Below are 25,625 nucleotides of genomic sequence, written 5' to 3'. Positions count from 1 at the left end.
CCGTGCCATGCTGGGTTCATAAAAAGATTGATACAGCTGGAGGCAAACCATGAATTTCACGCAGTCGATGAGCATTGCGAAGAAGCTGGCAGTGCTCAACGCCGGGGCCATCCTCGGCATCATCATTCTTACCGCAATCTTCCTCATTTCCGAACGCACGCTCATCCTCGAAGAACGCACTAGCAATGTGCGGCAGGCGGTCGAAACCGCGTACGGCATACTCGACTATTACCAAAAGCAGGAAGCCAGCGGCGCCCTGCCTCGCGCCGAAGCCCAGAAAAAGGCCATGGAAGCGATCAAGGTGTTGCGATATGGCAACGGCGAATATTTCTGGCTGAACGATATGCAGCCGAAGATGATCATGCATCCGATCAAACCCGAGCTCGATAACAAAGACCTCAGTACCAACAAGGACCCGACCGGGAAATTCCTGTTTGTAGAATTCGTCAACATGGTCAAGAAGGCCGGCGCCGGCCCTGTCGATTACATGTGGCCGAAGCCGGGCAGCGACAAGCCGGTGCAAAAGGTCTCCTACGTCAAAGGATTTGAACCATGGGGCTGGATCCTCGGCTCCGGCGTGTATGTCGATACGGTCGATGCCACCGTGCGCGGGCGCGCCATGACGTTTGCGGCGGGCGCCGTGGTGCTGGCTGCCGTATTGCTCGGCATCGGCGTCTTCATCGCACGCGGCATGCTGCGCCAGCTGGGCGGTGAACCCGATTACGCATCCTCGATTGCGCGCAGCATCGCCGGCGGCGACCTGACCGTGCCGATCGAAGTGAAGCGCGATGACGACAGCAGCATGGTCAACGCCCTGAAAGGCATGCGCGACGACCTGGCGCGCATCGTCAGCTCGGTGCGCACGGCAACCGATACCATCGCCACCGCCTCAAGCGAGATCGCTGCCGGCAACAGCGACCTGTCGGCGCGCACGGAAAGCCAGGCCAGCTCGCTGGAAGAAACGGCCGCCTCGATGGAGGAACTCACCGCCACCGTGCGCCAGAACGCCGACAGCGCGCGCACCGCCAACGAACTGGCGGCCAACGCATCGGAAGTGGCGCAGAAAGGCGGCGCCGTGGTGTCGCAGGTGGTGGAGACCATGGCTTCCATCGACAGCTCCTCGCGCAAGATTGTGGACATCATCAGCGTGATTGACGGCATCGCTTTCCAGACCAATATCCTGGCCCTGAATGCCGCCGTGGAGGCGGCGCGCGCCGGCGAACAAGGCCGCGGTTTCGCCGTCGTGGCATCGGAAGTGCGCAACCTCGCGCAGCGCAGCGCTGCGGCGGCCAAGGAGATCAAGGACCTGATCGGGGCATCGGTGGAAACGGTGGGCGTCGGCAACACGCTGGTCGCCCAGGCCGGCAGCACCATGCAGGAAGTGGTGGAAAGCGTGCACCGCGTGCGCCAGATCGTCAACGAGATCAGCACCGCCAGCCACGAGCAAAGCGCCGGTATCGCGCAAGTTAACGAAGCGATTTCGCAGATGGATGCGGTGACGCAGCAGAACGCCGCCCTGGTGGAACAGGCCGCCGCGGCGGCGGCCAGCATGCAGCAGCAATCGGCGGCCCTGCTGCAAGCGGTCGGCGTGTTCCGGGTCGAGGCCGATTCGTCCGGCGCTGCGGGGCGCAAAGTACCGCGCCTTGGCCGCAGCTGAAGTCATGCTATGATCCGCCCAGTCGAAAAAGGCAGGACCGGTTTCAGGTAAGCCCGGCCCCTCTCCTTCCGGAGAGCTCTGCTCCATGCGCTGTCAGGCATGAGAACCCACGACGATCCCGGCGCATTTGCGTCTCGGGCTCGTCGGGGCGTGGCCGGTCGATCTCCAGGCACTCCCGTTGGGCCCACCAACATTGGAGTGACTATGCAACTCAATCATCTCGACCTTTCCGTGCCCGACGTGGCTGCGGCTTCCGCTTTCCTGGCCGATCATTTCGGCTTTTCCCTGCTGCTTACCAAGGGCAACTGCGGCATGGCCGTGCTGTCCGGCGACGGCGGCGTTACCCTGGTCTTGACCCGCAACGAAGCGCCCGTCTATCCGAAGACTTTCCATATCGGCTTCCTGGTCGATGACGCCGGCGCTGTCTGCGCCAAGCATGCGGAGCTGGCCGCTGCCGGGGTTGCCGGCTTATCAGCGCTGCAGGAGTTGCGCGGCGGGCCTGGCTTCTACTGCCGGACAACGTGGGGAATCTTGCTGGAGGTGGCACAGCGCACGCCGCTGCAGGCGAACCAGCATCGGCGTGCCGGGGGGGACTTGGCTACTTGACGCGGGTGTAGCTCATTTCCATCCACTTCATTTCCTTGCCATTCGGCCCGGGTCCCCACATCTCCAGCTTGTGGTTGTCGTTGTCGGTAATGGCCACGCTCATGGTGTAGGGGATTTCCTTGCCGCTCATTGGGTCGGACATCATGCCCTTGTACTTGATGGTGTTGCCGTTCATGGCCCCATGCGCCAGCGTCATGCCGGTCCCGCCGGAATCGATCCAGCTGCCGAAGTACTTCTTCGTCACGTTGTCATAACCCTGGATGCCCATGCCGTCGAAAGGCTGGCCCATGAACTTGCCCTGGTAGTTCTCCTGCAGGTAGCGGTTCCCCATGATCCACTTGCGCTCAGTGGAGCCGTCGGTTTCTTCAGGCGGTTTGGACGGGTCCATCCACATTTTGGATTTGACCGTGAATTTACCGGCCAGCGGATCGAGCTTCTTATGCGCTTCGCCAGGCATGGCGGCTTTGGCCATCATTTCCATCGCCGCCTTGTCGTCGGGCGGCGCGGCCTTCTTCTTATCCGGCGCAGCGCTCATGGCGGCGCCGCCCAGCGTGAATCCAGCAACAACAACCAGGTACTGCGCGATACGACGGAGCTTCATGACTTCCTCCTATCCAGCAGGGTTGTGGAGCAGCCATTCTCCGCGCCTCCGCGCAGCCCTGTCAACCACGCCGCTGCGTTTCCGCGTCAGGCGGCGTAGATGCTGACGGCTTCGACCATGAAAGGCGCGAGGTCGGGGTGGATTTTGTCGAAGTTGGCGCGGAAGCGTGGGTCGTCGCGGTAGGTGGCGGCCAGGCGCGGCAGGTGCTCGCGCTCAGCGGGCCAGAAGTGCTGCATGTGGTCGTGCCAGCGGGCGACCAGGGCTTGCACGCCGTCGCTGCTGGCGCCATGCGGCATCGCTTCCGCCAGCTCAGCGTAGATCGCGTTGCCTTCATCGATCAGGGCTTGCTGCTTGCCTTCACTGTAGCCTTGCCACTGGCGGGCCGAGGCTTGCACGGCATCCTTGCCGTACTTCTGCTCCGCTTCCTGCTGGTATTTGTGCTGGCGCTCGCGCAAGCCGTCGAACATCTGAACTGCTTTCATGGTCTGCTTTCCTTTCAGGTGGAGGATGGTTTTGTCCACCGTGGAAATCAGCCCTTGCAATTCCTGCAGCCGGCCGGCCAGCGCCTGCTTATGGCTTTGCAGCGCCGCCAATACATCGAAGCCAGGTTGCGACATGATGTCGCAGATGGCGGCCAGCGGCACGTCCATCTCCCTGTAGAACAGGATCTGCTGCAAGCGCAGCAAAGCCGCTTCGTTGTAATAGCGATAGCCGTTATCGCCAATGCGCGTAGGCTTGAGCAGGCCGATACTGTCGTAGTAGCGCAGCGTGCGCCCGGTGACGCCGGTGATGTCGGAGAGCTGTTTTACGGTGTACATGCAGCCATCCTCAAGGTTGACGCCACGTCAGGGTCAAGCACTTTTTCAGCCTAATTCAAAAGTTGTGATGCCATATTGGCGCGCAAGCGGCAATGCAGGGTCGGCGCCCGTGTACATGCGCGCGGTTTCGAAGCAGGCGCGCATGCCGTGCCGCGCCGCCAGCGCCACCGCCGCAGCATTCGGCTCCGGCACGTCGAGGAAAATCGGCTCGTCCTCTGGCACGCGCCCGCGCAGGGCTTGCAGCAATTCATCCGCCACGTCCGGCGACTCGGCGCACAGCGGCCCAACCTTGAAGCCGTTACGGCATGGACGCAAGACGGCGTAGCCAAGCAGCGCGCCGCCCTCGCGCACGCCGAGCATGACGCTGCCAAGCTGCTGCAGCCAGCACCGCATGAACACGACCCGATCTTCAGGAAAGAAGGCGCGGTCGTAGGCCAACAGTTCATCGATATCTTCCGCACCCAGCGGCAGCACGCGGCTTGGCGCCGGCAAGGTGCTGCCCCGCCCTTCGTAACGGACATTGCGATGCGCCAGCCTGAAACCGGAGCGGGCGTAATTGGCCTGCTGTGCCGGCACACCATCCAGCGCTACGTTGCGCCCAGCAAGCAGCGCCATGCCGGCGCGCCATATCTGCATGCCGTAGCCCTTGCCGCGAAACGCAGGCCGCACGATATAGCCGCCGATAAAACCGAAGCCGCTGCCATAGCGCACCGCGAATATGCTGGCCACCGGTTCGCCATCCAGCGTGCCGAGCAGGAAGCCGCCAGGATCGGCAGCATGAAAACTGGCGGCATCGGACAAGCCCGGATTCCACCCTTCCGCCGCCGCCCATTCGAGCACCATCTCCAGCTCGGGCAAGGTCATCGCGCGGATATCCACGTCAGGCTCCTGATGTCGCGTCGTAAGCGGCGAAGGCGGCACGAACAGCGTACTCCCATGCCGCGCTATCCTGCTCGTAAAGGAATTTAGGCGGTTCAGCCGGCAGCGGATCAAGTGCGCTGCGGCGGCGATACAGGTATACCGTCGTCCACGCCACGCTTGGCGGAGAAAACTGCTTCACCAGTTCAAAGGCCGGGTGCTGCATGGGGAAGGTGACCGTGGTCACCAGCGCGCCCGGCTGCAATTCGCGCGCAAGCTTGTCGGCCAGCCGGTCCATCAATGGCGCAAAGCAGGTACTGTAGACATACACCAGGGAGGCATCGCTGACATCGGCGTCGAACATGTCCTGCTGCACAAGGCGGATACGGCGCGCTACATTGGCCGCCACGCCCCGGTTTTCGGCGACACCCGCCGCCAGCATTTCCGCCAGCCGCACCTGCGCCATTTCGTGCCGGTAGGTGAGCAGCTCAACACCCGTGCAGCGCAGGCCGGGAAAAGCCAGCGCCGCGCTCATGACCACCTTGCCCAAGCCGCTGCCCAGATCGATGAAATGGCCTTTCGGCGGCAGGTACGGCGCCATCTCGTTGAAATAATTGTCGAGTTCCTGCTGCGTGAATTCACCGTAGATCAGGCGGCCGTCGTCGACCAGCCATTGCGCCAGGTCGGCGTCGGAAACGTCGGACAAGCGGCAGGTCGCCGCCCGCGCCGGCAGCAAGCCATGCTGCTGTATGCCGGCCGGCACGCTGCCGGCGATCAGGCGGCGGTGCGGTTTAAGGCGGGCGATAAACGTTTCACGCAGGGCGGGCGTACGGAAAGCCTCGCGCACCGCCAGCCCAATTTCGACGTAGCGTGCCGAAAGCGCGTCATCCTGCACCGGTCGCAGGTGCTGGGTCCCGCTTGAAATTGCCTGCCGCATTGCGCGCATTGCGTCTCTCTGAAAAGATTATTCGCTGTCATTATGCCAACAAAACAACCGCCAGGGTGCACCCGCATGATAATCTTGGTTGCATGAGCTACAAAAGCCTCTGCGTACTGCTGGCTTTGATGACCGGCACGGCAGCCCATGCGGCGAAAGGCCCGCCGCTGCGCCTTTGCTACGAAGATGTCGACCAGCGGCCCTGGAGCACTCCCAGCGGCAAAGGCCTGAATTTCGAATTATTGAAAAGGGTCGAAACTCTCCTCAACGAACATTTCACTTACACGCCCAAACCGTGGAAGCGCTGCTTGAGTGAATTGAAGCTCGGCCAGGTTGACGGTGTCATTGGCGCCGCCGACGCCGTCAGCCGGCGCGCCTGGTCGCGCATCCCGCAACTGCCAGACGGCCGGGAAGATCCATCGCGCGCCATGTTTGAAGATACTGCCCTGGTCTTCCTGCGTGTTGGGGGCAATGCGCGCTGGGACGGCCACGAGCTGCAGGTCCCCGGCAAGGCGGTCGTCGTGCAATCAGGCTACCTGGTGGCCCAGCAATTGCGCGAAAAAAGCTACGACCCGCATGAAACCGTGAAGTCGGCCGCCGATGCGCTGCGCATGCTGGCCGCCGGCGGCTTCGACGCGGCCATCCTGCAAGGCCTGGAAGCGAGCAAACTGGCGCAGGAAGACGCGCGCTTCAAAGGCCGGGTTCAGCAAGCGGAGCAGCCCTTTTCCACCGTCAACCTGCACCTGATGGTGGCGCGTGGCGCCTATGAGCGCGACCCGCAGCGTATCGAAGCGATCTGGCAAGCGATCGGTTCGGTGCGCCTGTCGCGTGATTACCGACAATTAGAGGAGGCGGCAGGCGTAAAACATTTTCATTAAGGAAATTTTATGGTTAAATAAAAGACATGAATTGTTTCCTTGATGGCCGCCTGTCACTGATCACCCCTGAAGGCGTGCGTTTGCAACTGACTCCCGCCGGTCCCGTGGTACGCGCTTACGCCTGGGCGATCGACTTTTTGGTCTGGCTGGTGGTCACCGGTATCATTTCCGCCATCCTTGGCGCGACCGTCCCTTCCGGAAAACTATCGAGCGGCTTGTTCCTGCTGGCCTTGTTCCTGGGCTACTGGGCTTATCCAGTGCTGTGCGAGGTGTATGCCAGCGGCCGCACCCTCGGCAAATACGTGGTCGGCCTGCAGGTGCTGCGCGCCGACGGCCTGCCTGTGCGCTGGCGCGAATCGGTGCTGCGCAACCTGCTGCTGGTGGCGGACTTCCTGCCGATGGCATATGCTTCCGGCTTGCTCTGCATGCTGTGCGACCGCCATTTCCGCCGCCTGGGCGATATCGTGGCCGGCACCCAGGTGGTGTACCGCGACAAGCCGCCCAAGCGCAGCGAGGTGCCGGAAGCGGCGCCGCTGCCGCTGCCATTCCCGCTAACACCGGACCAGCAGCGCGCGCTGGCCGACCTGTTTGCACGCGAAAAACGGCTGCCGCACGGACGCATGCTGGAACTGGCCGACATCGCGTCGCCGCTGACCGGCCGCGAAGGTGAAGAATCGCTGGAACGCTTGCGCGGCATGGCGGCGGGACTGGTCCGATGAAACAAGCCCAATTCGAAACCACCTACGGTCCGCTGTGGAGCGAGATCGACGCCCTGCTGGCCAAAGGCGCGGAGGGCCGCGAAGCCTTGCCGGAGCAATACCGCCGCCTGTGCCAATGCCTGGCGCTGGCCAGCCAGCGCGGCTACTCGCCGCAGCTGGTGTCCTACCTGCACAGCTTGGTGGCGCGCTGCCATCACGCCCTGTACGGCGTGGCGGTGGAACGTCCCACCGTGCTGCTGCAATGGCTGCGCCTTGACTTGCCGCGCCGCGTGCGTGCCGAATGGAAGCTCTTGCTGCTGGTGCTGCTGTGCCTTCTGGGCCCGGCCATCGCCATCGGCCTGCTGGTGGCGCATGATGCGCACAATGCTTACCTGTTCTCGTCGCCGGAAGACCTGGCGCGCATGCACCAGATGTACTCACCGTCGGCGATCAAGACCGGCCGCGGCGGTACCGAGGGCGACGTGCAGATGTTCGGCCACTACATCTGGAACAATGTCTCGATCGGCTTCCGCACTTTTGCCAGCGGCATTTTCGGCGGCATCCCGGCCTTGCTGAGTGTGCTGTTCAACGGCATGCAGATGGGCGTGGTGGCGGCCTGGCTTAGCCTCGATCCGGCTACCCGCATCAATTTCTGGTCCTTCGTCGTGACCCATTCCAGTTTTGAACTGACCGGCCTGGTCTTGTCCGGCCTGTCCGGTATCCGCCTCGGCCTGGCCCTGGTCAAGCCGGGACGGCTGCGCCGCCGCGAGGCCCTGCAGCAAGCCAGCATCCAGATGTACCCGGTGGTGGCGGGCGCCGCCCTGCTCACCGTGCTGGCCGCCTTCTTCGAAGCCTTCTGGTCGGCCAGCAGCTTCCCGCCAGCAGTCAAGTTCAGTGTCGGCGCCGTGTGCTGGGCCCTGGTCTTCCTGTTCTTTGGTTTCGCCGGCCGCGAGAAAGGCAAGCATGCAACTCGATAAGCTGCGCCTGGACCTGCGCCCGCGCAGCAATGCCCAAGGCCTGGACCTTGGCTTCGCCCTGCTGCACGCCGGCGGCGCCGACGTGTGGCTGGCCTGGCTGGCGCTCTGGATTCCGCTGTCGGTGGTGGCGGTGCTGATCAGCTGGCACTGGCCGGGCGCCATTTACGGCTGGCTGCTGCCATGGTGGCTGCGCCCCCTGCTGGAACGGGCCCCGCTGCACGTGCTCGCACGCCAGGTGTTCGGTGAACAAACCAGCTGGCGCGCCGCCTTGCGCGCCTGGCCGCACGAACTGGGCGGCGGCTGGTTCCGCATGCTGACCTGGTGGCGCCCCTTCATGGCCGGTCGCGGCCTGCACCAGCCGGTGTGGGTTCTGGAGCAGGCGCGCGGCAAGTCCGCCACCGCACGCCGCGCCACCATTGCGCGCAACGGCACCGGCGGCGCGGCCCTGATGTTCGGCGGCACCTGCTCAACCTTTGAAATGGTGCTGATGTTCGGCATGCTTGCCCTGGTCAGCCTGTTCCTGCCTGCCGCCACGCCCAATCCCTTTGCCCTCTTCGATATGCAGGACCATGCGGCGCTGCAGGCGGCCCTGGCCACCGGCGCCTGGTGCCTGGCCGCCGCTGTGATCGGACCGATCTACACGGCCTGCACTTTCACGCTTTACCTGAATCGCCGCGCCACGCTGGAAGCCTGGGACCTGGAGATCGTGCTGCGCCAGCTGCGCGCACCAGCTGCCCGTCCCACGGCACGCCATGCCGCCGCGCTGCTGATGGCGGCGCCGCTGCTGGCCATGGCCATGCTGGGCATGCCGCCGCCGGTGCAGGCTGCCGAGCCGGTTCCCGCAACCGCCGCCGGCGCCGCCCCGCAGCACTGCGCCCCGCCCAAGGACCTGATGGCTGAAGGCAATGGCCGCGGCCCCGACCTCTCGCCGGAACAGGCGCAAGTGCGGCGCCAGCTCGACCAGGTCTATGCACACACCGACTTGCGCGGCTACCGCTGCGAAGAGGAATGGGAATTGCGCGTGCCGCCGGAAGAAGAAAAGAAAAAGGACAAATCCAAACCCCTGCTGCCGCGCTGGCTGGCCGCCATCCTCGCCGGCGTGTTCAAGGTCGGCGTGATCATCGGGGCGATCGCCCTGGTGGTGTGGCTGCTGTGGCGTTACGCAGCGCCGCTGCGCTTCAATTTCTCGTCCTCGCACGTGCCAAAACTGGCCACCGAAGTCGGCGGCCTCGATATCCGCGAAGAGAGTTTGCCGGAAGACGTCGCCAGCGCCGTGCGCGCGCTGTGGCAGCAAGGGCAGCAGCGTGCCGCGCTGGCCCTGCTCTATCGCGCCACGCTATCGCGCCTGGTCAGCCGCCAGTCGCTCACCCTGCACCAGGGCGACACCGAAGGCGAATGCCTGGCGCACGCGCGCAACGCACACGCGGCAGGCAAGCTGGATAACGCCAGCCTGGCGCTGGCCGACCAGGCCACCACCTTGTGGCTGAACGCAGCGTACGGCGCGCGCTGGCCGGCCAGCGACACCGTGTCTGCGCTGTGCGGCAGCTGGCAGGCTCATTTCGATCGCGAGGCAGCATGAAACGGCGCTACTCCCTCCTGATCGTGCTGGCCCTGGCGCTGCTGGCCGGCGGCGGCTACGAATTATGGAATCTGTTCTTCCACAAGGTCTGGCGCGGCCAGGTTCACTTCTCCGATGAGCAGGTCAAGAACCCGATGCTGGCCGCAACGCGCCTGCTGGAAGCGAGCGGCCACAAGGTGCGGCTCGAACCCATGCTCAACTACCAGTTGCTGAACCAGTTGCCTGACGGTGTGCTGCTGCTGTCACCTTATGCGCGCCAGCCGGATGAACGCCAGGCCAGGCTGCTGCTGGACTGGGTCAAGCGCGGCAATACCCTGATCATGACGCCGGGCTGGGTGCAGAACTCCGACGACAAGGCCGACAAGCCTGAGGTCATCAGCGAACAGCTGCCAGACCCGATGGGCAAACACTTCGGCGTCGCCATGTCGGGCCGCACGCGTGTGGATGAAGCCTGCCGCCTGGACCCGCTGGAAGCCAAGCGCCGCGCAAAGCTGGCGGCAGCCCGCAAAGCCAAGAAGGACGAAGATGAGGAGGAGGACGACGATGAGCCGGAACCGCCCGCCCACCTGGTCTGCCTGAACGCGCCCGGCGCCGCCAACACCATCGAACTGCGCCGCCAGGAAGACAGCCTGCAGCGCTTCGAAGGCAAGGGCCCAGCGCCGTTGTGGGGCGACACCCTTGAACTGTCCGTCCTGGTCTACGCCGAAGGAAAGGGCAAAGTGGCGATGGTCGCTTCCGACCGGGTGGAAAGCTATTTCGACAATCAGGGCCTGCGCCAGTTCGACCACGGCGAGCTGCTGCTCCTGCTGGCCGCGCAAAGCGGCCCCACAGCGCCGGTCCTGGTAGTGCAGCACAACGAAACCGTCAGCTGGGCCGCCTGGCTGTGGCAACACTGCCGCCCGGTGCTGCTTGGCCTGGCCGCCCTGCTGCTGCTCTGGACCTGGAACGCCACCCGCCGTTTCGGCCCGCTGCTGCCGGCAGGCGACAGCGTGCGGCGCGCCCTGATCGAACATATCGAAGCCAGCGGCCGCTGGCTGTGGAAGCTGCCGCAAGGCCGCATCCTGCTGCTGGAAGCGGTGCGCAAACGCACGCTGCAGCAGTTGCTGCGCCGCCTGCCGGAACTGCACGCCCTGGACGGCAACGAACGCGCACGCCGCCTGGCGCGCCTGACCCAACTGCCGGAAGCGCTGGTGAGCGACGCCCTGCTGGGCGCACCTGCCGCGCGCGCCGCCGATTTCACACGACAGATCTCCATACTCCAACAATTGCGAGCCCACCATGAGCGATAGCATGTCCACCCCAACCAACAACGCCATCCCGGCCGATCGCCTGTCGCAAGCAGTCGACATCGTGCAGAAGCTGCGCGAGGAAATCGGACGCGCCATCGTCGGCCAGCAGGCAGTCGTGGAGCAGGTACTGGCCTGCTGCCTGGCGGGCGGCCACGTGCTGCTGGAAGGCGTGCCAGGACTGGGCAAGACCCTGCTGGTCAAGGCGCTGGCCAAGACCTTCTCCGGCGACTTCTCGCGCATCCAGTTCACGCCAGACCTGATGCCGGCCGACGTGATGGGCCACGCCGTGTTCGACCAGCGCCAGCAGACCTTCAGCATCCGCAAGGGCCCGGTGTTCACCCACCTGCTGCTGGCCGACGAAATCAACCGCGCGCCGGCCAAGACCCAATCCGCGCTGCTGGAAGCGATGCAGGAACGCCAGGTCACCATTGAAGGCGAAGCACATACGCTGGCCGCCCCCTTCATGGTGCTGGCGACCCAGAATCCGCTGGAAAGCGAAGGCACCTACCCGCTGCCGGAGGCGCAATTGGACCGCTTCCTGATCAAGGCGCAAATCGCCTATCCGAGCGAGAAGGAAGAAACCGCGATGCTGCTGGCCGTGACCCAGGACCGCGTCGGCGATTCGCTGGAAGTGGCCCAGGTGCGCACCCTGATCAAGCCGGAAACCCTGGTCGCCCTGCAGCAGCTGGTGGCGCGCATCCGCGTCGACGACGCCGTCGCCAACTACGCCGTGCGCATGGTGCGCGCAACGCGCCAATGGCCCGGCGTATCTGTCGGCGCCGGCCCGCGCGGCAGCATCGCCTTGATCCGCCTGGCGCGCGCCATGGCCCTGATGGGCGGCCGCGATTACGCCACCCCGGACGACATCAAGAAAGCCAGCCTGCCCGTGCTGCGCCACCGCATTGCATTGTCGCCGGAAAGCGAACTCGATGGCCTGAGCGCGGACGACGTGCTGGCCGCCCTGATCGAATCCGTCGCCGCGCCGCGCAACTGATGAAGCCAACCCGCCGTATGTTCCACGCCCTGCTGGGGCTGACCGCGCTTGGCGTGCCTGCCAGCGTGTGGCCGCAGTTGCAGCTGCCCTGGCAGGTGCTGGGCGGCGCTCTGCTGCTGGCGGCCGGCGCCGACGCCCTGCTGGCGCGCCGCCGGCCCGCCTTGCGCGCCGAGCGCCAGCTGGCCGGCGTGCTGCCTGTCGGCGCCTGGCACGACGTGCGCCTGACCGTCCACAACGAAGGCGCGGCGCCGTTGCAGCTCGACGTGTTCGACGATTACCCGGCGGGCTGGGAACTGGAAGGCATGCCGCACGCAACGCGGCTGGCGCCGGGCGCCTTCTCCACCATAGCCTACCGCGTACGCCCATTGGAGCGCGGCGACGGCGAATTCGGCACGCCGTGGCTGCGCATCGCCGGCCCGCTCGGCCTGTGGCAAGCGACCCACCGCATCGGCCCGCAGCAAACGGCCAAGGTCTTCCCCGATGTGGCGCGCCTGCTGGGACAAGCCCTGCGCGCCACCGACCGCCAGGCGCCCACCGCCGGTTCGCTGGTCAAGCGCCAGCGCGGCGAAGGCACCGATTTCCGCCAGCTGCGCGAGTACCGGCGCGGCGACAGCCTGCGCTCGATTGATTGGAAAGCCACGGCGCGCCACCGCAAGCCGATCAGCCGCGAATACCAGCTCGAACGCGACCAGCAGGTGGTATTCCTGCTCGACACCGGCCGCCGCATGCTGGCGCGCGACGGCGACACCAGCCACTTCGACCATGCCTTGTACGCCGTACTGACGCTGGCCTTCGTGGCCGGCAAGCAGGGCGATGCCGTGGGTTTGATGAGTTTCGGCGTGGACAACCGCTGGCTGCCGCCAGCCAAGGGCCGCATAGGCCTGGACCGCACGCTGGCCGGCGTGTACGACCTGCAGCCGGGCGAAGCCGCACCCGACTACCTGCGCGCCGCCAACGACTTGCTGAACCGCCTGGGCCGCCGCGCCTTTGTGGTGCTGGTAACGAACGTGCGCGACGAAGATGATGTGGCCTTGCGCCAGGCCGTGGACCTGCTGTCCTCGCGCCACCTGGTGATGTGCGCCAGCCTGCGCGAGCGCGCGCTGGATGCCGCCAGCACCGCACCGGTGAACGGCTTCGACGACGCCTTGCGCCTGGCCGCCAGCGAGCATTACCTGCAACAGCGCCAGGAAGCCATCCGCCGCCTCGGCCTGCGCGCCGGCCACCTGGTCGACGTCGCGCCCGAACAGTTGGCCAGCGCCCTCCTCAACCGCTACCTCGATATCAAGGAGAGCGGAGCACTGTAAGCCACAGCAAGGCCAGACCGCCCAGCACCGCCGCAGCCAAGACGCTGCGCTCAGTGGGCGGCGGCACCGGCCCAAACCGATTGGCGTTCGGTGTGCCTGGAGCCACCAGCAGGTAGATCAGGAAAACAAACTGGAAGATTGGGAACAGCAGGAATAGAGCCCACCAGGCACTGACATCGAAATCGTGCAGGCGGCGGCGCGTCGCATTCACCAGGGCCAGCACAGGCGCCAGAAACACGATCGCCATGTGCCCCCACACGGCCATGTCACCAGGGATGTAGTACCTATCGAGCGCCCTGCCAACGGCGCCCACGGCCGCAAAATAGAAAACCGCGAACACCAGGCCGGCAAAGGTGTACGCCACGAAGCGCGCACGTCCAATACGGCTATTCCATGCAAACAGCCGCGTCGCGCCGGCAGCTTCGAGCGGAAACTCGAGGCCCGCCTGCGGCGCGGCGTAAGGGTTTTGCATCAATTACTGGCCATTACTCATTTGTGCGGCGCGTGCCTTGGCTGCGTAGCCGGAATATGCCGGGATGGCGATGGCGGCAACGATACCGAGGATGAACAGAACAGCCGGAATCCAGGCCAGCAATTTCACGCCCGTCGAATTCGCTTCTGGTGCCGGGCCGTACTCATTGGAGTCCACGTCGCCTGGTGCGAACAGCAGGTATAGCCCGAAAAGTCCATTCAAGTAGGGGACCGCCATCAACGCTGCCAACCAACGCGTTTGCCCCAGGTCCGCCAGACGGCGGCGTGCCAGCAGAATCCCAATAGCAGTGGACAACAAATAGCTGATCCCCATGCCGATCAGGCCGCCGGCGCCGGCAGAATTACTGAAGGAGCCGGTCAATGCGCCCAGGCCGGTGGTCAGGATAATCACCGGCAGTATCAGCAAACCCCAGCCAATGCTGTACGCCCAGTAGCGCACGCGGCCAATACGGCCATCAAGGGCAAAAAACTTCGGTTCATAGGTTTCGTCGCCGACGGTTTCGGTCAGCTCTGCTTGCGGCATGGAATACGGATTGGTCACGGTCGTTCCTGTCTAATTATTTCGTTATAAAAGTTACCACCGAGAAAATCTTACATTAGTTATTTAGTAACACACAAGTACGATCTGCAAACAACACCTCACCTTGCGGCATGCACCCAACGCTGCAATACTTTCCTTACCATGCATCCATCACTAAAGTGCCAGGGCAAGTTTTCCCTGAACTGGACTTACCTGAATGCCATCGCATCCGGCGTGTCGGCAATCGACCTCGGTGGACTGGCCCTGCGCAACCATCACGACGCGCGCGAATTCGTGCGCGAATACGGCTTCGACATCGACAATCCGCATGCCTGCGAAGTGATCGCCAAAGCCCACGGTGAAGCGCTCGACTTCGTGTGCACCACCTTCCTGACACCCGAACAAGCAGCCCTGATCCCGGCGGAAGTGCGGCTGCCGGAAGACCCGCTGGACTTGCTGGTATTCGCCTCCCTGCACGGCAACGAGCAGGTCGAACTGCGCCGCATGTGGTCCTGCGCCGTGCTGAAGGTGATGCATGGCGTTTTCTACATCGATAACAACCTCAAACTGCGCTATTTCAACACCATCCGCCAGCAGGTTTTTGCCAGCCTGGATGAGGTGATCCGCGAAGAAGATGGCCAGCATTACCTGAGCGATGGCGAGATTTGCCTGCCTTTGCTGCACTTTGACCGCAAGAACAACAAGAGCCGCGCCAGCATCCTGCTCAAGCTGCTGCAAAAAGCCGCCTACCTGGCAGCCGACATCTTCGACCACCTTGGCGTGCGCATGGTGTTCAACACCCGTTTTGAATGCCTGCTGGCCCTGCGCACCCTGCAGCGCGCGCATGTAATTTCGGTGACCAACGTCGATTCCCAGCGCACCCGCAACACCTTGCTCGACATGGAAGCGGCCAAGGAAGTGTTCACCCAATACCGCTGCCTGCTGGAAGCCGCCGACGGCTATCCGGCCGAACTGCTGCAAAAAATGGATGCGGAAATGATGGAGATATCCTCGCCGCAGACGCGCGCCGACAACCCGCACAGCGGCGCCGGCTTCAATAGCATCCAGGTCACCGTGCGCAAGATGATCCACGTGCCGTCGGACGATCCGGCGACAAGCGGCCCGGACTATGACGTCGGCTTCTTCTTCGAATATGAAATCCAGCTGATGGACAAGGCCAGCCATGGCCGCACGCTGGAAGGTCCAGCCAGCCATGACGCCTATAAAAAACGCCAGGTCGACACGGCACGCCTGCGCGTGCTGGGCCGCGACCTGATCCGCTACCTGGAAGCCCAGCCTACTGCGGCGCGCGCGGCTTAGTGCCGGTGTGCGCTTTCCGCTGCGCCCGTGCTGGCGCCGGGGGGCATCACATGTTCCGGCGGCATGCCGTCATGCATCATGCTGCGGATGGCGCTGCGCAGTTCCGGGCTGTCCGCATGCTTGTGGGCCGAAATGGCATGCTGCACGGCGATCTCAATCAGTTCGTCTTCGCTGTCTGCCGAAATAGCAACGCTGCAATAGGTGTCGCCGGGGAATTCCCGGCAATCGATGAATTTGCGGCTCATGGCAATCTCCTTCAGAAGAGCTACTTACACTATAGGTGTTTGCCCGCCAAAAACTATGTATAGTTACAAGCGCAGACCAACCCAACTGTTACGAGGAACCGCCCATGAAAAAACTGATCATTGCTGTGCTGGCCCTGTCTTGTTCCGCTGCCTTTGCCGCGGACCCGGCTCCGGCGAAGACTCCCCAGCAAATGAAGATGACGACCTGCAATAAGGAAGCGGAAGGCAAGAAAGGCGATGAGCGCAAAGCCTTCATGAAGCAATGCCTGAGCGCAAAGCCTGCCGCGCCGGCGACGCAGCAGGACAAGATGAAGACCTGCAACGCCGACGCGGCAGGCAAGAAGGGCGATGAGCGCAAGGCATTCATGAAGGAATGCCTGAGCTCCAAGAAAGCTGCTTAAGCCTAGCGAAGACCGGAAGGCAGGCGCGGCGACGAGAGCAAACTCTTGAATGCTTCCCAGCGCTGCTTGCGGGCGGCCGCCGGATCGGTGGCCGTCACATGTTTTTCAGTCCAGGCCTTGACCATGTCCTTGCCCAGGTTGTAGTTGATCACGTAGCCGCGATTGGCGTCATAGAAGGATAGGCGCTGCGCCGATTTCTCCGGCGGGTACAGCGACACATTCACCAGCCACTCGATGGTTTGCTCGCGGGTCCATTTCCCTTCCAGGTAGGCTTGCGCCGCATCGTTGTCGGAGTAGCTCAGCTTACCCAGCAGCTTCAATAGCTGTGCATATTGCGGCGCCAGCGCCGGATCCAGGCCCGCCAGCGGGTACAGCACCTTCTGCTCAAAAGCGAGGCGCTCCTCATCGGGGAAAGCCATCTCGATGCCATAGTTCGCGCTGCCCTCGGCAATCAGCGACATCGGCGAGAACAGCGGGTACACGCTGAACTCCACCCAGTTGCGCTGTTTGACCAGCGACTGCTCCAGCAAGGCATTGTAGACGTGGTGGCCGGGATAGCCTTCGTGGCAGCCCAGGTCCACCGCACGGTCGATATAGATCGGGAATTCGGTGTTGATCTGGATCAGGCTGTGCGCATTGCCCTTGTACCAGTTATAGCCGGACCATGGCTTGTTGGTCACGAATTCCAGCACAAAGCTTTCGTTCTTCGGCAGCTCCATGAAGGCCGCCGTGCGCTCGCGGCAGGCCGCGATCGATGCGTCGAATACCGCCTTCAGCTTGTCTTTCGGGATCACCAGTTTGGCGCGGAAGGCCTTCAGGCGTTCCGGCAGCGGCTCGGTCCCGGGCAGCAGTTTGTCCACCTGCGCCACCAGCGCCATGTAATAGGCGCGGTCGTGGTGCGGGGTCACCGCGTCATACAGCAGCGCGGTCTCTTCGTCGAAGCTGAACTTGCGGCCTTCCAGCATCTCGACGCGGGCATGCATAGCCTTCAGCTGCTTGGACAGGAATTCGATGCGCAGCGCCTCGTCGGCGTCGCGGGCCTTTTGCTGCGCGATGTCGCGCTGCGCCAGCGCCACGTCCGACTTGATCGAAGCCAGGCTTTGCTTGTTCTTCGCCGCCTGCTGTTCCAGTTCCGGCGGGCCGTAATAGGCATCGACATAGCTGCTGTCATGCTGGCCGATCGCCAGCGCCAGCTTGCGGTAGCGCTCCGCCACGTCCTGCACCGTTGCCGCCATGGCGCTGCCGGCCATCAGCATGGCAAGTCCCCCCAATACCAGTTTTTTCATCGTGTCTCCCCTACGGCTTCTGTAAAGGCGTAGAGTGTACCTCAGCCCATGCGCAGCTGGCGGGCCAGGTCGGCCAGGCGGTAAGGCTTGCCGACGATGGAAAATTCTTCGTCAGCCTGCGGGAAACCGGAGGCCAGGATAATCTTGATGGCCGGGTAGCCCTTGCGCACTTCGCGCGCCAGGTCCAGGCCCGACATCCCGTTCGGCATCATCACGTCGCTGAACAGAACGTCGAATTCGCCATCGCGCTGCAGCGTGCGCAGCGCATCGGCCGCGTCGCTGGCGTGCACGGTGCTGTAGCCCATGCTCTGGAAGAGCTCGCGCGCCGATTCCATCACCAGCGGATCGTCCTCCACGATCAGCACCCGCTCTTCGCGCCCGCCGCGCATCGAGCGCACTTCCGGCAACGCTCCTTCCAGCGCCGGCAGGTACAGGTTCACCGTGGTGCCTTTGCCGATTTCGGTATCGATTGTCACGGCCCCTCCCGATTGGGCCATGAAGCCATACACCTGGCTCAAGCCCAGGCCAGTGCCCTTGCCCACTTCCTTGGTGGTGTAAAACGGCTCGAAGGCACGCTGGCGCACCTCTTCGCTCATGCCGCTGCCGGTATCGGCCACGCTCACGCGCACATAATCGCCTGCCGGCAGGGCCCCAGCCTGGTTTTCTGCCAGGGTGACGTTGCGCGTGGTGACTTCCAGCGTGCCGCCTTCCGGCATGGCGTCACGTGCATTGACCACCAGGTTCAATAGCGCAGCCTCGAAACGCGCCTCGTCGATCGAGGCCGGCCGCAGGTGGGGATCGAGGTCCATTTCGAAGCGCATCAGCGGCCCGGCCGCGCGCCGCAGCACGCCCTCGAAGCCGTTCACCAGGCGGTTCAACTGATGCACGCTGGGCGCCAGCGGCTGCTGGCGGGCGAAGGCCAGCAACTGCTGCGTCAGGGAGGCGCCGCGGTCCACCGCGCGCCGCATGCTGTCCAGGACGCGCGCACTGGCCTCTTGCGTCGGCGCGGTACGCAGGATATCGATGCCGTTCGAGACCACCGCCAGCAGGTTGTTGAAGTCGTGCGCGACGCCGCCCGTGAGCTGGCCGATCGATTCCATTTTCTGCGCCTGGAACAGTGCTGCGCGCGCCTGCTCCAGCGACTCCTGCGCCTTGCGCTGCTCGGTGTTGTCGCGGGTGACTTTGGCGAAGCCGAGCAGCGAGCCGTCATCGTCATAGAGCGCATCGACCACGGCATGGGCCCAGAATTGCGTGCCATCCTTGCGCACGCGCCAGCCCTCGCTCTCATAGCGCCCCTCGCGCGCAGCAATTTCCAGCGCCCGCTCCGGCACGCCGCTGGCCCTGTCCGGCTCCGTGAAGAAGCGGCGGTAATGGGTGCCGAGCACCTCCTCCGGCGCATAGCCCTTGATGCGTTCGGCGCCCAGGTTCCAGTTGGTAATCAGGCCCTCGGGCGACAGCATGTAGATCGCATAATCGATCACGCCCTGCACCAGCAGGCGGAAACGCTGCTCGCTTTCACGCAGCGCTTCCTCCGCCTGCTTGCGCTCCGTGATGTCGCGCGTGATATTGGCGAAGCCCACATGCTCGCCTTCGTGTGTGAAGATCGGGTCGATCACCACGCTGGCCCAGAAACGCGTGCCGTCCTTGCGCACGCGCCAGACCTCGGCCTCATAGCGGCCTTCGCGCAAAGCCGTGGCCAGGGCCTGCTGCGGCAGGCCCGCCTCACGGTCTTCCGGCGTATGGAAGCGTGAAAAATGCGTGCCGAGCGCCTCCCGTTCACTGATGCCGTTAAAGCGCTGGGCGCCCGCGTTCCAGCTGCTGATGCGGCCCCCTGTGTCCAACATATAGATCGCATAGTCGCTGATGTTGGCCACCAGAAGTTCATAACGGGTAGACAAACTCTCAAGCACAGGCGGGTCATTGATCATCAGTAAATGTGCGCACTGCTGGCGCATTCTGGATGCATTGATTACAGGAGGATGCCACAATCTGAAATTATGTGGAAAACTGCTTTGCTGCTAGCCGCGGCCTTGTCGGTCCCCACGGTGGAAGTCCCCAGCACCCGCTCGCCGGTGGACAAATCGTACCGCAAGATGCTGCAAGGCGTGGAGTTATTCCGGCGCGAGCACGCGCTGGCGCCGCAGGCGACACTGCGCTTCCGCCTCCTGCCCCGCCAGCCGGGCACGGACATGCGCGGCATCAAGCTGAAGGTGGTGGGCGACACCACGGCCAAGCCGGTGGCAATAGCCGCCGACAACAGCTTCACCCTCGATGCCGACGCGCAGCTGTGGCGCGAAGATGCCGCCGTGCTGGCCAACCGCAAGACGCTGTCCATGACTTGGCGCGCGGAGGTGCGCAGCCCAGGCGTACCGGAAGGCAGGCGGCGCCTGGGCGACCTGCGGCTGGAATGCCTGGTCGGCATGGAGGCCGGACTGGTCTCCAACAACGCCCACCTGTTCGCCTGGCTGGATGAGTACCTGCGCAGCCCTGATAAAGTCTGCAGCGACCCACAGGGCAATTACATGTTCTTCACGGAACGCCCACTGTTCTCCATCACCCTGGAGGCTGGCGAACGGCGCGCCACCCTGCCCTTCCACGACCTGTACGCCGGCAATCCGCCCGCCAGCGAAATGCCCTACTGCGATTGCCAGGTGTTGCTCGACCGCAGCTACTTCGCCCCGATCTGGGACCGCAGCTGGCCGGACGACACCCTGCTCAGCTTTGAATACATGGACGACCCGCCGCCCGCCAGCCCCGCCGCCCCACGCGACCGCAAGGCAGCCCTGGCCGCCTTCGGTCCGCCCCAGCTCAGCAGGCGCTTCGACAGCGGACGCGAAGTCTGGCTCTACCAGTCCACCCCGCCCGTCCCGCTCGAGCCCGGCCCCGACGGCCGCCCGCGCATGGGCGAGCACGTCCTCCTGTTCGGCCCCGACGGCACTACCCTGAAAACGCGGCAGCGTTCACCTTAAAAGTCGGGGTCAGCTCTGGCAATCGGACATGAATTTCGCGATGCGAAATTCATGTCCGATTGCCAGAGCTGACCCCGACTTTATTTACCCCGACTTTACTTACCGTTTGACTCTGGCCCGTATTTATCGGCCTGCACGCGGCCGCTGACGCCGTACGTGCGCACATCGGCACTGATCGGCAGCATCCCGGCATCCCAGCGCTCCCACTGCGCGCGCAGGGCTGCCAGGCGTTCCGGCTCGCGCTGTGCAAGGTTGGCGCGTTCGCGCTGGTCCAGGGCCAGGTTGAACAGGAATTCCTGCTCGCGGATTTTCAGGTATTTCCAGTCCCCGTCGCGCAATGCTCGCTGCGCATTGGCCTTGTAGCGCCAATAGAGGCTGCGCGGCTGCACGCCCTGCTCGCCCAGCAACACCGGCAGCAGGTTGGCGCCATCCGGCGGATAAGCCGGATCGGGTGCGGTGCCCGCCGCCGCCAGCAGCGTGGGCAGCCAGTCCATGCTGATGGCCACCTGCTGGCTGACCTGGCCGGGCTTGATGCGCGCCGGCCAGCGCACCAGGCCGGGCACGCGGATGCCGCCTTCCAGCAGTTCGGACTTTTGCCCGCTGAATGGCCAGGTGCGCGAAAAGCGCTCACCGCCATTATCGCTGGTGAAAATGACGATGGTATTCTCGGCCAGGCCACGCCGCTCCAGGGCTGCCAATACACGGCCAATCGAGGCGTCCAGCGCTTCCACCATGCGGCCATAGGTTTCCAGGTTGCCGCCATCGTAGTGGGAGATAGCGCTGATGGAGCGTGAGACTTCTTCATCCTTTGGCCCTTCCCATGGCCAGTGCGGCGCGGTGTAATGCAGCGACAGGAAGAATGGTTTGCTGCGGTCTTGCTTGCCGATGTAATTGGCGGCACGATCGCCGAGCAAGTCAGTGTAATAGCCAACCTGGCTGACCGGCACTTCGCCTTCGTACAGGTCTTCCTTGACGTTCGGGCCGACACCCGGCTTGTGCGTGAAGTAGTCGATGGCGCCGCCATAATTGCCGAAGAAACTGTCATAGCCGCTTTTCAGGGGGCCGAAAGCCGGCAGATAGCCCAAATGCCATTTGCCGAACAAGGCGGTGCTATAGCCGGCCTGCTTCAGCAAGGACGGAAGCGTCGGATGCTCGGGCGGCAAGCCGTGATTGCCCGTTCCGGAAATCGGCTCCTCCAGTCCACCGCGCAGGCGGTACTGGTAGCGGCCCGTGATCAGGCCGAAACGCGTGGCCGAGCAAACAGCGGAGTTGGAGTAGGCCTGAGTCAGGCGGACGCCCTGCCTGGCCAGTTTGTCCAGGTGCGGCGTACGGTATTCGGTCTGGCCGTACACGCTAAGGTCGCCCCAGCCCATGTCGTCGGCCAGGATGAACAGGATGTTTGGCGGGGCAGCGGGTTTCGCGGCGGCGGCGCCAAGTACTGCGGCAGGCGCCAGCGCCAGCGTGGATAAGCCTCCGACTACGGCTCGGCGCTTGCGGTTGATAACGCTCATATCGTTTCTCCTTTCGCCGCATCATATGCAGCTACCCTTACCGCAAGGAACGAATCGTTTCAGATACCATTATTAGGCGCCGCCGAATAACTTAAGAAGTTTTTAAGGTTTGCTGAGGGAGTTTTTAAGAACGCGCTGATGTCCTAATGCCTACCATTGTCTTCGTACCAACCCGAGGACAAATGAAATGAACAAACCACGAATCAATATGTACGCCGGCATCCATAAGGCGCTGCGCAACTTCATGAGCGATACCCAAGCGCGCCTGTCCCGCACCGATGCGGCCGATAACGACGACTTGCAGGGCGCGCTGGCGCAGGTGCGCGAGCTGCTGTCCATGATGCGCAAGCACCTGCAGCATGAGCACGACTTCGTGCACCCCGCGATGAACGCGCGCCGACGCGGCTCCGCGCAAGTGGCGGAGGGCGACCACGACCATCACGACTGGGCCATCGACAAGCTGCTGGCACTGTGCGATCACTGCGCCAGCGCCATCGGCGCCGCGCGCTTCCAGCACTTGGACCACCTGCACCTGCAGCTGTCGGTGTTCGTCGGCGAAAACCTGGTGCATATGAACCTGGAGGAGACCGAGCACAATGCCGTGCTGTGGGCCTGCTATTCGGATGAGGAACTGCATGCGATCCATGAACGCATCCTGGCCGTGATCCCGCCGGAGGAAATGCAGGCCACCATGCGCTGGATGATCCCGGCGCTGAATCCGGCCGAACGCGCAGGCATGCTGCTTGGCATGCGCGCCGGCATGCCGCCGCCGGTTTTTGAAGGTGTGCTGGCCATGGCGCGCAGCTTGATCAGCGAGCGCGATGCGGCCAAGCTGGATGCAGCGCTGGCTGCGCCGCCGGCACTGGCGGCATAATCAGGCTTCCGCCAACTGCAAGGGACGCTGGACGCATAAGCGGAAATGTCCGCGCCCCGTCTTTTCAATGCGCACAGGCGCCTCGCGTTCGCACAGGCGCCGCGCCAGCAGCACCAGGCGCGCTTCCAGGTTGTCGCTGACGTCGGGCAGGCGCACGCGCTGGTCCAGCCGCAGTTCGCGGTTGCTGAAGGCGGTCTTGCCATGCGCGACAAAGTCCTGCAGCAGCGCCCACAATACGGCGCCGGCCACGCCCTTGATCATGTAATCGTTGCCGAAGAAAACGCAGTCGTTATCGGCGAAATGGCGCACCACCAAAGGCGCCCCTTGTACAGCCGGCGCCGACTCCAGTTCCGGTTCCGGTTCGGGCGCAGGAACGTTCTGCATGATATGCATGGCCATCGCCAGTTGACCGCACAGCGTCACCAGCGCGTCTTCATCGTCGTAGGTGAAGCGCAGGTCCTGCGGGCTTTCCACGTACAGCACGCCGAGCAGGCGCTCGCAGCCCTGGATCGGCACGGCCAGCTGGCTGCGCGATTCGGCCAAGCCGGGGAACGGGATTTCGGTCTGCAGGGACTGCGCAAGGCCGCTGCCTTCCGCCTGCTGGCGGATCGCGCGGCTGTAGCTATATTCGGCCGTCATATGACTGATGCGGATCGCCGTGCCTTCGCGCGCCGCCACGCCGATCACGCCCTGCCCCAGCGGGATTTCCCAGCCTACGCCCGAATGTTCATAGCCATGGCTGGCCACTGTGTACAGGCAGCCCGCCTGTGGATCGTGCAGCAGCAGCATGGCATGGCTGATGCCCAGCTTCTCGTCCAGGCAGGCCATGGTTTCGTCGAACAACTGCGCCAGGTCACGGCAGGCCAGCAAGCGTTCGGAGCACAGGCGCAGCGCGGCCAGCGTATTGCGCGGCGGCGGTGGAGGGGGCGCCACGTCGCGGTCGACGCAGACGATTTCCGTGACGCGGAACACGTCCGAGCCAAGCAACCTGAATACGCCGGCCATGCCCACGTGCGAGGCAAGGCCGGCCAGCTTGGCCTTCATGCTTTCGAACAGCTGGCCCGAGGTTTCGGTGCGCAGGTATTGCAGCGCCAGCGTGTACTGCGCTCCGGTATGCGGGTTGACGACCTTCAGCCGCGCGTTCGGGTTGGCCAGGATGTTGGCGCGCGTCTTGTTGAAGAACTGGTAGGACAGCGCGATATGTTCGCGGTCCATGTATTGCACCTGCGAGAGGTAAGAGGCATTCGGCATGCCGTCCAGGTCGGCCGTGCCGAGCACTGCGGGGATCACGCCCTCAAAACACTCGCGGATGGTGTCGAGCATGATGGCGCTCATTCCCCGGCCTCCAGCTTCTTGCCGGCGTTGGGGCCGGGCGTCTGGCTATAGGCTTCACTGGGACAGAAGCTCAGCGCGACCAACTCCTCCGGCAGGCAGGAAAGCAGCGTGCGCACCATCGCCTCGCGGAAGCCGATTGCGCCCACCTCGGCTACGAAGGCGTCGCGGTAGGCCTCGACCAGCTGGACATCGTCCGGCTGCAGCGCCGACACCCGGGCATCGCGGCTTTTCAGCTGCATGGTGCGGTGGGTCGACGGCTGGGTGAAGGCCACCGCAATGGCACCGGTGGCAAAGATATCGCGCTGCACCGCCTGCGATTTCTTTTCCGGCACGAAGACGGTGACGCGGCGGCCGTCGTCGCTGACGCGGCAGCCGATGGCGCGCACCAGCTGCGGCATGCCGTTGCGGTCGCAACTGGCCACGCTGATCGATACGCCGCTGCGCATGAAGGCGATCTGGCCGGGGTCGAGGGTTGGTGCACTCATGACAACATTCTAGCGCACCTCACCGAGGTGTCAGTGGAATCCGACGACCTAACTATGCTCTCGCTGGTTCCTTACCCATATGGAGTAGCCGTTTATAACGCTTTGTAATTGATATTGCTCTTCGAGCATCAAGTCTCTGCGATCTTTGCTATCCAGATTGCGATACAGGACGACGACTGAAACGTCGAGTTCACGGAGACTGGTACGCACCTTGTCCAAATCCTGGAGGGTATTGTTTGTGATAAAACCGTACAAGGCAGACCTGGCGGCGAATTCTTGTTCCCCGAAAAAGGGTTTCGTCAGGTCCAGATAGATTCCTCGTGTGCTGACTAAGCGCGGATGATTTTCGAACCGGGAAATGACGCCGGCGATTTCATCGGCCGCGAGAATCCGGCCACCATCGCTCAGACGCATCGCGGCTTTAGAGACAGCCAAATGGTCTGCCGAAATTTTCCAATCAGCAAAATTTGCAATCGGTCCGGTATTTTCTTTGCGAAGTGTACTGAACGGCAACGAATAGAGCCCGAATAAAACGACAATCAGGGGCAAGGACACGCGCGCCAACAATGGTAGTCGACGTCCGAAAAGCTCAGTCACGATCTTTCCCAACGCTATAGCCATAAAGTGTGCGTTTGCTCGCCGAATTGACCCATTCCGATTGACCCGCCTTCCACTGCCTGGCAAACGCCGCCACGCGGTCATATGATCCTTCGTACCCAAGCTCCTTTAGCTCCAGGTGCAGTTGCTTCAAATTGCGTCGCTGCTTGCGAGGCTTACTTGCTTCGGCCTTGAGCCAGCCTGATAGCTGAACCGAATACTTATCCAGTCCGCTAGTTGATCGCCGCTCCGCATAGGAGGGCTCAGTGAACCGGACCGGAAATCTGGGAGGCTCCAACATTTGAGAGAATGGAGCTTATGAAACGCAAATCTACCAAGTTTTCCCCAGAGGTGATGGAGCGCGCGGTGCGCATGGTCGAGGAGTCCGCTGGCC

General features: G+C 63.6%; 26 protein-coding genes and 1 pseudogene. 13 read left to right on the top strand and 14 right to left on the bottom strand.

Annotated features, from left to right (window positions below):
• Positions 1 to 49 precede the first annotated feature (49 nt).
• The gene (locus GM658_RS23490) at positions 50 to 1,657 is read left to right on the top strand and encodes a methyl-accepting chemotaxis protein (protein ID WP_229417035.1); all 1,608 of its coding nucleotides are present in this window, start codon (positions 50 to 52) and stop codon (positions 1,655 to 1,657) included.
• A 204-nt stretch (positions 1,658 to 1,861) separates the two neighbouring features.
• Positions 1,862 to 2,263 (top strand): VOC family protein, encoded by a 402-nt coding sequence (locus GM658_RS23485; protein ID WP_155456494.1) that lies wholly within the window; start codon positions 1,862 to 1,864, stop codon positions 2,261 to 2,263.
• Here the strand turns inward: GM658_RS23485 and GM658_RS23480 are convergent.
• The 4 genes from GM658_RS23480 to GM658_RS23465 form a co-directional block, all read right to left on the bottom strand.
• The gene (locus tag GM658_RS23480; RefSeq protein ID WP_155456493.1) at positions 2,256 to 2,864 is read right to left on the bottom strand and encodes a DUF1579 domain-containing protein; all 609 of its coding nucleotides are present in this window, start codon (positions 2,862 to 2,864) and stop codon (positions 2,256 to 2,258) included. The two genes, GM658_RS23485 and GM658_RS23480, sit on opposite strands and share 8 nt — an antisense overlap.
• An 86-nt stretch (positions 2,865 to 2,950) precedes the next feature.
• Positions 2,951 to 3,682, bottom strand: coding sequence for a MerR family transcriptional regulator (locus GM658_RS23475; protein WP_155456492.1), 732 nt, complete (start codon positions 3,680 to 3,682; stop codon positions 2,951 to 2,953).
• A gap of 45 nt (positions 3,683 to 3,727) precedes the next feature.
• Positions 3,728 to 4,561 (bottom strand): GNAT family N-acetyltransferase, encoded by an 834-nt coding sequence (locus tag GM658_RS23470; protein ID WP_371865236.1) that lies wholly within the window; start codon positions 4,559 to 4,561, stop codon positions 3,728 to 3,730.
• A gap of 1 nt (position 4,562) precedes the next feature.
• Complete coding sequence (locus GM658_RS23465; protein WP_170298935.1) at positions 4,563 to 5,477, bottom strand: class I SAM-dependent methyltransferase; 915 nt, start codon at positions 5,475 to 5,477, stop codon at positions 4,563 to 4,565.
• A 92-nt stretch (positions 5,478 to 5,569) separates the two neighbouring features.
• Here GM658_RS23465 and GM658_RS23460 point away from each other — a divergent pair, with 92 nt between their 5' ends.
• The 7 genes from GM658_RS23460 to GM658_RS23430 are packed head-to-tail and all read left to right on the top strand — an operon-like array spanning position 5,570 to position 13,196.
• Positions 5,570 to 6,355, top strand: coding sequence for a substrate-binding periplasmic protein (locus tag GM658_RS23460; protein WP_155456490.1), 786 nt, complete (start codon positions 5,570 to 5,572; stop codon positions 6,353 to 6,355).
• A 26-nt stretch (positions 6,356 to 6,381) separates the two neighbouring features.
• Positions 6,382 to 7,074: an RDD family protein gene (locus GM658_RS23455; RefSeq protein WP_155456489.1), complete on the top strand. Its 693-nt coding sequence runs from the start codon at positions 6,382 to 6,384 to the stop codon at positions 7,072 to 7,074.
• A complete protein-coding gene (locus GM658_RS23450; protein WP_155456488.1) occupies positions 7,071 to 8,030 on the top strand; it encodes a stage II sporulation protein M in 960 nt (319 codons plus the stop codon). The genes GM658_RS23455 and GM658_RS23450 overlap by 4 nt, the downstream gene beginning before the upstream one ends.
• Complete coding sequence (locus GM658_RS23445) at positions 8,017 to 9,609, top strand: DUF4129 domain-containing protein (RefSeq protein WP_155456487.1); 1,593 nt, start codon at positions 8,017 to 8,019, stop codon at positions 9,607 to 9,609. The genes GM658_RS23450 and GM658_RS23445 overlap by 14 nt, the downstream gene beginning before the upstream one ends.
• Positions 9,606 to 10,898: a DUF4350 domain-containing protein gene (locus GM658_RS23440; protein ID WP_155456486.1), complete on the top strand. Its 1,293-nt coding sequence runs from the start codon at positions 9,606 to 9,608 to the stop codon at positions 10,896 to 10,898. The genes GM658_RS23445 and GM658_RS23440 overlap by 4 nt, the downstream gene beginning before the upstream one ends.
• A gap of 1 nt (position 10,899) precedes the next feature.
• Positions 10,900 to 11,892: an AAA family ATPase gene (locus GM658_RS23435; RefSeq protein ID WP_229417034.1), complete on the top strand. Its 993-nt coding sequence runs from the start codon at positions 10,900 to 10,902 to the stop codon at positions 11,890 to 11,892.
• On the top strand, positions 11,892 to 13,196 hold the full coding sequence (locus tag GM658_RS23430) for a DUF58 domain-containing protein (protein WP_155456484.1): 1,305 nt from the start codon (positions 11,892 to 11,894) through the stop codon (positions 13,194 to 13,196). Before GM658_RS23435 ends, GM658_RS23430 begins: the two co-directional genes overlap by 1 nt.
• On the opposite strand, the gene GM658_RS23425 is transcribed toward GM658_RS23430, so the two are convergent.
• The gene (locus tag GM658_RS23425) at positions 13,174 to 13,668 is read right to left on the bottom strand and encodes a DUF805 domain-containing protein (protein ID WP_155456483.1); all 495 of its coding nucleotides are present in this window, start codon (positions 13,666 to 13,668) and stop codon (positions 13,174 to 13,176) included. The genes GM658_RS23430 and GM658_RS23425 overlap by 23 nt on opposite strands.
• A gap of 3 nt (positions 13,669 to 13,671) precedes the next feature.
• Positions 13,672 to 14,229, bottom strand: coding sequence for a DUF805 domain-containing protein (locus GM658_RS23420; protein WP_155456482.1), 558 nt, complete (start codon positions 14,227 to 14,229; stop codon positions 13,672 to 13,674).
• Between the two features lie 141 nt (positions 14,230 to 14,370).
• Here GM658_RS23420 and GM658_RS23415 point away from each other — a divergent pair, with 141 nt between their 5' ends.
• The gene (locus GM658_RS23415; protein WP_155456481.1) at positions 14,371 to 15,528 is read left to right on the top strand and encodes a TIGR04552 family protein; all 1,158 of its coding nucleotides are present in this window, start codon (positions 14,371 to 14,373) and stop codon (positions 15,526 to 15,528) included.
• Here GM658_RS23415 and GM658_RS23410 read toward each other — a convergent pair.
• Positions 15,525 to 15,773 (bottom strand): DUF1059 domain-containing protein, encoded by a 249-nt coding sequence (locus GM658_RS23410; protein WP_155456480.1) that lies wholly within the window; start codon positions 15,771 to 15,773, stop codon positions 15,525 to 15,527. The genes GM658_RS23415 and GM658_RS23410 overlap by 4 nt on opposite strands.
• Before the next feature lie 104 nt (positions 15,774 to 15,877).
• Here GM658_RS23410 and GM658_RS23405 point away from each other — a divergent pair, with 104 nt between their 5' ends.
• Positions 15,878 to 16,174 carry a PsiF family protein gene (locus GM658_RS23405; protein WP_155456479.1) on the top strand — a complete coding sequence of 99 codons (297 nt, stop codon included), beginning with the start codon at positions 15,878 to 15,880 and terminating at the stop codon, positions 16,172 to 16,174.
• Between the two features lie 2 nt (positions 16,175 to 16,176).
• Here GM658_RS23405 and GM658_RS23400 read toward each other — a convergent pair whose 3' ends face one another.
• Together GM658_RS23400 and GM658_RS23395 are read right to left on the bottom strand one after the other, a co-directional pair.
• Entirely contained in the window at positions 16,177 to 17,460 is a 1,284-nt protein-coding gene (locus GM658_RS23400; protein ID WP_211841918.1) for a PDZ domain-containing protein, read from the bottom strand.
• Positions 17,461 to 17,501: 41 nt separating this feature from the next.
• Complete coding sequence (locus tag GM658_RS23395; protein WP_308613005.1) at positions 17,502 to 19,358, bottom strand: hybrid sensor histidine kinase/response regulator; 1,857 nt, start codon at positions 19,356 to 19,358, stop codon at positions 17,502 to 17,504.
• 99 nt (positions 19,359 to 19,457) lie between these two features.
• Here GM658_RS23395 and GM658_RS23390 point away from each other — a divergent pair, with 99 nt between their 5' ends.
• Positions 19,458 to 20,429: a hypothetical protein gene (locus tag GM658_RS23390; RefSeq protein WP_155456477.1), complete on the top strand. Its 972-nt coding sequence runs from the start codon at positions 19,458 to 19,460 to the stop codon at positions 20,427 to 20,429.
• A 95-nt stretch (positions 20,430 to 20,524) separates the two neighbouring features.
• On the opposite strand, the gene GM658_RS23385 is transcribed toward GM658_RS23390, so the two are convergent.
• Complete coding sequence (locus tag GM658_RS23385) at positions 20,525 to 21,940, bottom strand: sulfatase family protein (protein WP_155456476.1); 1,416 nt, start codon at positions 21,938 to 21,940, stop codon at positions 20,525 to 20,527.
• Positions 21,941 to 22,127: 187 nt separating this feature from the next.
• Between GM658_RS23385 and GM658_RS23380 the strand changes: the two genes are divergently transcribed.
• The gene (locus tag GM658_RS23380; protein ID WP_155456475.1) at positions 22,128 to 22,814 is read left to right on the top strand and encodes a hemerythrin domain-containing protein; all 687 of its coding nucleotides are present in this window, start codon (positions 22,128 to 22,130) and stop codon (positions 22,812 to 22,814) included.
• On the opposite strand, the gene GM658_RS23375 is transcribed toward GM658_RS23380, so the two are convergent.
• The 4 genes and pseudogenes from GM658_RS23375 to GM658_RS29405 form a co-directional block, all read right to left on the bottom strand.
• Positions 22,815 to 24,149: a GAF domain-containing protein gene (locus GM658_RS23375; RefSeq protein ID WP_155456474.1), complete on the bottom strand. Its 1,335-nt coding sequence runs from the start codon at positions 24,147 to 24,149 to the stop codon at positions 22,815 to 22,817. It abuts the gene before it with no gap.
• Positions 24,146 to 24,634 carry a hypothetical protein gene (locus tag GM658_RS23370; RefSeq protein ID WP_155456473.1) on the bottom strand — a complete coding sequence of 163 codons (489 nt, stop codon included), beginning with the start codon at positions 24,632 to 24,634 and terminating at the stop codon, positions 24,146 to 24,148. The genes GM658_RS23375 and GM658_RS23370 overlap by 4 nt, the downstream gene beginning before the upstream one ends.
• Positions 24,635 to 24,682: 48 nt before the next feature.
• Entirely contained in the window at positions 24,683 to 25,231 is a 549-nt protein-coding gene (locus tag GM658_RS23365) for a hypothetical protein (protein ID WP_155456472.1), read from the bottom strand.
• Between the two features lie 72 nt (positions 25,232 to 25,303).
• Positions 25,304 to 25,496, bottom strand: a pseudogene (locus GM658_RS29405) (IS21 family transposase); the annotation flags it as partial.
• Positions 25,497 to 25,625: the final 129 nt, after the last annotated feature.

Origin of the sequence: Massilia eburnea (assembly GCF_009720745.1) — a bacterium.
Lineage (GTDB): Bacteria > Pseudomonadota > Gammaproteobacteria > Burkholderiales > Burkholderiaceae_D > Rugamonas > Rugamonas eburnea.
Note: the sequence above shows the minus strand (reverse complement) of the source record. Positions and strands in the feature narration are given on the sequence as shown.

Bases quoted from the DNA above. Each gene is read 5' to 3' on its own strand.
- GM658_RS23490 (WP_229417035.1), top strand. From the start codon at position 50: ATGAATTTCACGCAGTCGATGAGCATTGCGAAGAAGCTGGCAGTGCTC.
- GM658_RS23485 (WP_155456494.1), top strand. From the start codon at position 1,862: ATGCAACTCAATCATCTCGACCTTTCCGTGCCCGACGTGGCTGCGGCT.
- GM658_RS23480 (WP_155456493.1), bottom strand. From the start codon at position 2,864: ATGAAGCTCCGTCGTATCGCGCAGTACCTGGTTGTTGTTGCTGGATTC.
- GM658_RS23475 (WP_155456492.1), bottom strand. From the start codon at position 3,682: ATGTACACCGTAAAACAGCTCTCCGACATCACCGGCGTCACCGGGCGC.
- GM658_RS23465 (WP_170298935.1), bottom strand. From the start codon at position 5,477: ATGCGGCAGGCAATTTCAAGCGGGACCCAGCACCTGCGACCGGTGCAG.
- GM658_RS23460 (WP_155456490.1), top strand. From the start codon at position 5,570: ATGAGCTACAAAAGCCTCTGCGTACTGCTGGCTTTGATGACCGGCACG.
- GM658_RS23455 (WP_155456489.1), top strand. From the start codon at position 6,382: ATGAATTGTTTCCTTGATGGCCGCCTGTCACTGATCACCCCTGAAGGC.
- GM658_RS23450 (WP_155456488.1), top strand. From the start codon at position 7,071: ATGAAACAAGCCCAATTCGAAACCACCTACGGTCCGCTGTGGAGCGAG.
- GM658_RS23445 (WP_155456487.1), top strand. From the start codon at position 8,017: ATGCAACTCGATAAGCTGCGCCTGGACCTGCGCCCGCGCAGCAATGCC.
- GM658_RS23440 (WP_155456486.1), top strand. From the start codon at position 9,606: ATGAAACGGCGCTACTCCCTCCTGATCGTGCTGGCCCTGGCGCTGCTG.
- GM658_RS23435 (WP_229417034.1), top strand. From the start codon at position 10,900: ATGTCCACCCCAACCAACAACGCCATCCCGGCCGATCGCCTGTCGCAA.
- GM658_RS23430 (WP_155456484.1), top strand. From the start codon at position 11,892: ATGAAGCCAACCCGCCGTATGTTCCACGCCCTGCTGGGGCTGACCGCG.
- GM658_RS23425 (WP_155456483.1), bottom strand. From the start codon at position 13,668: ATGCAAAACCCTTACGCCGCGCCGCAGGCGGGCCTCGAGTTTCCGCTC.
- GM658_RS23415 (WP_155456481.1), top strand. From the start codon at position 14,371: ATGCATCCATCACTAAAGTGCCAGGGCAAGTTTTCCCTGAACTGGACT.
- GM658_RS23410 (WP_155456480.1), bottom strand. From the start codon at position 15,773: ATGAGCCGCAAATTCATCGATTGCCGGGAATTCCCCGGCGACACCTAT.
- GM658_RS23405 (WP_155456479.1), top strand. From the start codon at position 15,878: ATGAAAAAACTGATCATTGCTGTGCTGGCCCTGTCTTGTTCCGCTGCC.
- GM658_RS23400 (WP_211841918.1), bottom strand. From the start codon at position 17,460: ATGAAAAAACTGGTATTGGGGGGACTTGCCATGCTGATGGCCGGCAGC.
- GM658_RS23390 (WP_155456477.1), top strand. From the start codon at position 19,458: ATGTGGAAAACTGCTTTGCTGCTAGCCGCGGCCTTGTCGGTCCCCACG.
- GM658_RS23385 (WP_155456476.1), bottom strand. From the start codon at position 21,940: ATGAGCGTTATCAACCGCAAGCGCCGAGCCGTAGTCGGAGGCTTATCC.
- GM658_RS23380 (WP_155456475.1), top strand. From the start codon at position 22,128: ATGAACAAACCACGAATCAATATGTACGCCGGCATCCATAAGGCGCTG.
- GM658_RS23375 (WP_155456474.1), bottom strand. From the start codon at position 24,149: ATGAGCGCCATCATGCTCGACACCATCCGCGAGTGTTTTGAGGGCGTG.
- GM658_RS23370 (WP_155456473.1), bottom strand. From the start codon at position 24,634: ATGAGTGCACCAACCCTCGACCCCGGCCAGATCGCCTTCATGCGCAGC.